We start from the raw sequence: 4,791 nt of genomic DNA on the forward strand, positions 1-4,791 counted from the left end.
TCGCAGCACCAGCCCTTGTTCGGTGAGCTCGTCGGCAATGGCCAGCACGGTGGCGCGCACCCGCGGATCGTCCGGCGGCAGGAACCGATTCAGTACTGCCAACAGCACCGACGCATCCAAGGCGTCCGAGCCGTACCGCTGCGTCAACACGCCCCGGGAGTCCACGCCGTTGGCGAGCACGTCGGCCTTGATCTCTTCGGCGATGGCCCGCCACTGCTGGGCATAGCTGCTCTCGCCCTGCCGCTCGGCCAGCTTCGATCCGCGGTCGACCGCCACCCAGCACGCCACCTTCGACGCGGTGAAATGTTGCGGTTCGCCGCGCACCTCCCAGATGCCGCGGTCGGGCTCGCGCCAGTGGTTGACCGCTTCTTCCACCTGCTGCTTCAGCACCGGCCACAGCGTTTCGGGGACTTGCTCACGGGATTTTGCGTGCAGGTAGAACGAGTCGAGGATGGCGCCCCAGATGTCGTGCTGGTCCTGGTTGTAGGCACCGTTGCCGATACGTACCGGGCTGGCATGGTCGTAACCGGAAAGATGGGGTAGTTCCTTTTCCACGAGCTGGCGTTCCCCGCCGACGCCGTACATCACTTGTAGCGGTTGGCTTTCGCCGTTGTTGGCTCCAGACACATCGGCGATGAACGAGAAGAAATCGTCTGCCTCGCGGTCGAGGCCCAGCGTATAGAGCCCCCACAATGCAAATGTCGAGTCGCGCACCCAGGCGTACCGGTAGTCCCAGTTGCGTTCGCCCTGCGGTGTTTCCGGAAGCGAAGTGGTGCAGGCAGCCAGCAGCGCGCCGGTGGGCGAATAGGTCAACCCTTTCAGCGTGAGTGCGCTGCGTTGCAGATACGCCCGCCACGGGTGGTCGGGAAAGTTGCCGATGTTGATCCACTGCCGCCAGCACTCGGCGGTGTTCCACATTTTGTCGGCGGCCTCTTCGAAGGTCTGCGGCGCCGGGTGCTTGGACCAACTCAAGGCGACGAAGGCGTTGTCGCCCTCTTTCATTCGGGTGCGTGCCCGCGCTTCTCGGCCCTCCAAACCGATCCGCAGGTTGGTGGTCAACCGCAGGGTCGGATGAACGTCGGAATCTCTAGTGCCCCGGGCGATTGCTTCGCCGTAGCCGTCAGCGGAGTACTCCCAAGTAGCGCCGATGCGGTGGTAGTCGAACGCCGGCTCGCAGCTCATCAGCAGTTCGACGGTCCCGCTGACGCAACGAATGGTGCGCAGCAGGATGTGCTCGGCGTCCCAGTCCATCGGGGTGCGGCGATGCGTTCGTGACCGTCGATCGATGTCATGCCACGGCCCCATCACCAGCGCGTCGCGCACGATCACCCAGCCGGTGTGGGTTTGCCAGGTGGTCTCCATGATCAGGCTGCCGGGCAGATAGCGTCGCGCTGAGGGAACCGACACGCCATATGGCCCCAGCCGGAAATGGCCGGCGCTGCGGTCCAGGATCGCGCCGAACACGCTCGCCGAATCCGGACGCGGCACGCACAGCCACTCCACCGAGCCCGCTGGCGAGATCAGGCAGGTCGTCTCGCAGTCGGACAGAAACGCGTAGTCGGCGATCGGCGGAAACGGGTTTCGCGCCGACCCGCTGGAGGGAGATGGCGCCGGAGGCGCGATGGCAAAGGTCGCGGATTCGCGCGTCTTCGCGGCCTCTTCGGCAGGCTGCGAATGAAGAACCATGTCGACATCATGATGCGCCGACGTGCCCGGCGTCTACCGAAGACACCGCTGGCCAGCAGCAAGCGAGCATCATGGGCATGTTGGCTTCATCGGCCACCCGGAATAGGGTGAGCTCGATGAACGGGATCCTCAGTTGGTGGGACGGCGTCGAGTTGTGGCTGTCGGGGCTGGGGTTCGTCTTGCAGACCATCATCGTGATGCCGGTGGTGCTGGCGTTGGCCTACCTCATCGCGGTGGTGTTGGACGCGCTGCTGGGCTACGGCATACGGCTAGTGGGGCGCGTTCGCCACAGCGACGAAGAACCCGGATGACCAGAAAGACGGGTATGCCGCGATCTCAGGTGACGTTGGTGCTGGTCATTTTGGTGGTGCTGGTCATCGTCGCGTGGTTGTTAAGCCACTGACCTGCGTTGGCCGAACTGCGAGCAGGCCGGATTCTGTTAGGCTTCCGCCATGCACGCGGCGTCCGGCAACAGCGAGTGCCATATCTTGGCACTTATTGCCGTCGGCGGTTGCGCTGTGGCTGACGTGCACTGTTGTAGCTGACTTCCTCCCCGCGCGCGGTCGGGTGTCGGTGGGATTCTCCCAACTGCTGACCTTGCCCTTCTGTAGCGACGGGACTGGTTATCTGTTAATCCGCCACCGAAAGGTCGATCATTGCTCGACGACGTCAGGGGGCCCGCGCGTTGGCGCCACCTTGTCGGGTTGACCGTCGCCGCTAGCGTCATCGCGGCGTGTCACGGTGGCGCGAGCGACGTGGTCGGCGGTGGCGGACCGGTCAACGCGAAGACGAGCATCACGCTGGTCGCCTATTCGGCTCCAGAGCCGGGCTGGAGCAAGGTGATTCCGGCGTTCAACGCCTCGCAAGAAGGTAACGGCGTGCAGGTGATCACCTCGTACGGCGCCTCGGGTGACCAGTCACGCGGCGTTGTCGACGGCAAGCCCGCCGATCTCGTCAACTTCTCGGTTGAGCCCGACATCGCCCGACTCGTCAAGGCCGGCAAGGTTTCCAGCGATTGGAACAAAGACGCCACGAAAGGTATCCCGTTCGGGTCGGTGGTGACCCTGGTGGTGCGGCCGGGTAATCCGAAAAACATCAAGGACTGGGACGACCTGCTGCGCCCCGGCGTGGAAGTCATCACGCCCAGCCCGCTCAGCTCAGGTTCGGCGAAGTGGAATTTGCTTGCCCCGTACGCCGTCAAGAGCGGCGGCGGGCATAACCCCCAGGCGGGCATTGACTTCATCAACAAGCTGGTCGGTCAGCACGTCAAGCTGCGCCCCGCATCCGGGCGCGAGGCCACCGATGTGTTCGTCCAAGGCAGCGGTGACGTGCTGATCAGCTACGAGAACGAAGCGATCGCCACCGAGCGCCAAGGCAAGCCAGTCACCCATCTCAACCCGTCGCAGACATTCAAGATCGAAAACCCTGTTGCGGTGGTGACCAGCAGCGCCCACCTGGATGCCGCCACCGCGTTCAAGAACTTCCAGTACACGGCCCAGGCCCAGAAGCTTTGGGCAGCAGCCGGATTCCGGCCGGTCGACCCCGCCGTCGCCGCTGATGTGCGCAGTCAGTTCCCGATGCCGACCAAGCTGTGGACAATCGCTGATCTCGGTGGCTGGGACACCGTGGATCCGCAACTGTTCGACAAGAGCTCTGGCAGCGTCACCAAAATCTACATGCAGGCCACCGGATGACGACGGCGATAACACGCGAGGTGACCGGACCCACGCTTGGCGGCGGCGCACCGGGGCCCAGGGGGCGCCGCAGCGGCACGTCGCTGCGGGTCGGCGTGGCAATGGTGTGGCTTTCGGTGATCGTGCTGCTGCCGTTGGCCGCGATCTTCTGGCAATCAGCCGGTGGCGGCTGGCGGGCGTTCTGGCTTGCGGTTACCTCGAATGCCGCGCTGGAGTCTTTCCGGGTGACCCTGACCATCTCCGCGGGCGTCACAGTCCTCAACATGATTTTCGGCTTGTTGGTCGCATGGGTGCTGGTACGCGACGACTTCCCGGGCAAGCGCCTCGTCGACGTCATCATTGATCTGCCGTTCGCCTTGCCGACGATTGTCGCCAGCCTGGTGCTGCTGGCTCTCTACGGGACCAACAGCCCGGTCGGCCTGCACTTGCAGCACACCGGATGGGGTGTTGGCGTGGCGCTGGCGTTCGTCACGCTGCCGTTCGTGGTGCGAGCCGTCCAGCCGGTGCTGCTGGAAATCGACCGCGAGACCGAGGAGGCGGCCGCGTCGCTGGGCGCCAGGAACGCGACAATCTTCACAGCTGTCGTGCTGCCCTCTTTGACTCCGGTTTTGTTGACCGGTGCGGGGCTAACGTTTGCGCGGGCGATCGGCGAATTCGGGTCGGTAGTGCTGATCGGTGGGGCGGTGCCCGGCAAAACCGAGGTGTCCTCACAATGGATCCGGACCCTCATTGAAAACGACGACCGTACCGGTGCCGCTGCAATATCGATTGTGCTGCTTGCTATCTCGTTTGTCGTGTTGTTCGTTCTGCGGATCCTCGGGTCGCGCGCGGCTAAACGCGAGGAGTTGGGAGCATGACGACATCGGCCCCGGTTCGCTACCTTATCCGCTTTCTTGCCCTGGCCTATGTGTTGGTGCTGCTCGTCGTTCCCGTTGGGCTGATCTTGTGGCGGACCTTCGCGCCCGGCTTCGGCCAATTCTTCGCCTGGGTCAGCACACCGGCGGCGGTGTCGGCACTGAATTTGTCGCTGTTGGTGGTGGCGATCGTGGTGCCGCTCAACGTGATCTTCGGGATCCCGACCGCACTGATGCTGGCGCGCAACCGGTTCCGCGGCAAAGGGGTGCTGCAGGCGATCATCGACCTGCCGTTCGCGGTCTCGCCGGTCGTTGTCGGCGTGGCGCTGATCGTGCTGTGGGGATCCGCCGGGCTGCTGGGCTTCGTCGAGAAGGACTTCGGCTTCAAGATCATCTTCGGGCTGCCCGGCATCGTGCTCGCCAGCGTCTTCGCCACGCTGCCATTCGTGGTGCGCGAAGTCGAGCCGGTGTTGCACGAATTGGGCACCGATCAGGAGCAGGCGGCCGCAACGCTGGGTTCCGGTTGGTGGCAGACATTTTGGCGGATCACACTGCCG

General features: G+C 64.2%; 6 protein-coding genes. 5 read left to right on the plus strand and 1 reads right to left on the minus strand.

Going from position 1 to position 4,791, the window contains the following annotated elements; translation table 11 throughout:
* On the minus strand, positions 1-1,686 hold a 1,686-nt coding region (locus WAN71_RS19980; protein WP_422226988.1), incomplete at its 3' end, for a glycoside hydrolase family 15 protein.
* A gap of 107 nt (positions 1,687-1,793) precedes the next feature.
* Here WAN71_RS19980 and WAN71_RS19985 point away from each other — a divergent pair.
* The 5 genes from WAN71_RS19985 to WAN71_RS20005 all read left to right on the plus strand — a co-directional run.
* On the plus strand, positions 1,794-1,997 hold the full coding sequence (locus tag WAN71_RS19985; RefSeq protein WP_422226993.1) for a hypothetical protein: 204 nt from the start codon (positions 1,794-1,796) through the stop codon (positions 1,995-1,997).
* Between the two features lie 141 nt (positions 1,998-2,138).
* Positions 2,139-2,231, plus strand: a complete 93-nt coding sequence (locus WAN71_RS19990) for an Ms4533A family Cys-rich leader peptide (RefSeq protein WP_422226989.1) — start codon at positions 2,139-2,141, stop codon at positions 2,229-2,231.
* A 111-nt stretch (positions 2,232-2,342) separates the two neighbouring features.
* Positions 2,343-3,380 carry a sulfate ABC transporter substrate-binding protein gene (locus WAN71_RS19995; RefSeq protein ID WP_422226990.1) on the plus strand — a complete coding sequence of 346 codons (1,038 nt, stop codon included), beginning with the start codon at positions 2,343-2,345 and terminating at the stop codon, positions 3,378-3,380.
* Positions 3,377-4,237, plus strand: coding sequence for a sulfate ABC transporter permease subunit CysT (cysT, locus tag WAN71_RS20000; protein ID WP_422226991.1), 861 nt, complete (start codon positions 3,377-3,379; stop codon positions 4,235-4,237). The genes WAN71_RS19995 and cysT overlap by 4 nt, the downstream gene beginning before the upstream one ends.
* Positions 4,234-4,791: ABC transporter permease subunit (locus WAN71_RS20005; RefSeq protein WP_422226992.1), on the plus strand; the 558-nt coding region annotated here is incomplete at its 3' end. The genes cysT and WAN71_RS20005, both read left to right, overlap by 4 nt.

The sequence above is a fragment of the Mycobacterium sp. genome (assembly GCF_049280035.1).
GTDB lineage: Bacteria > Actinomycetota > Actinomycetes > Mycobacteriales > Mycobacteriaceae > Mycobacterium.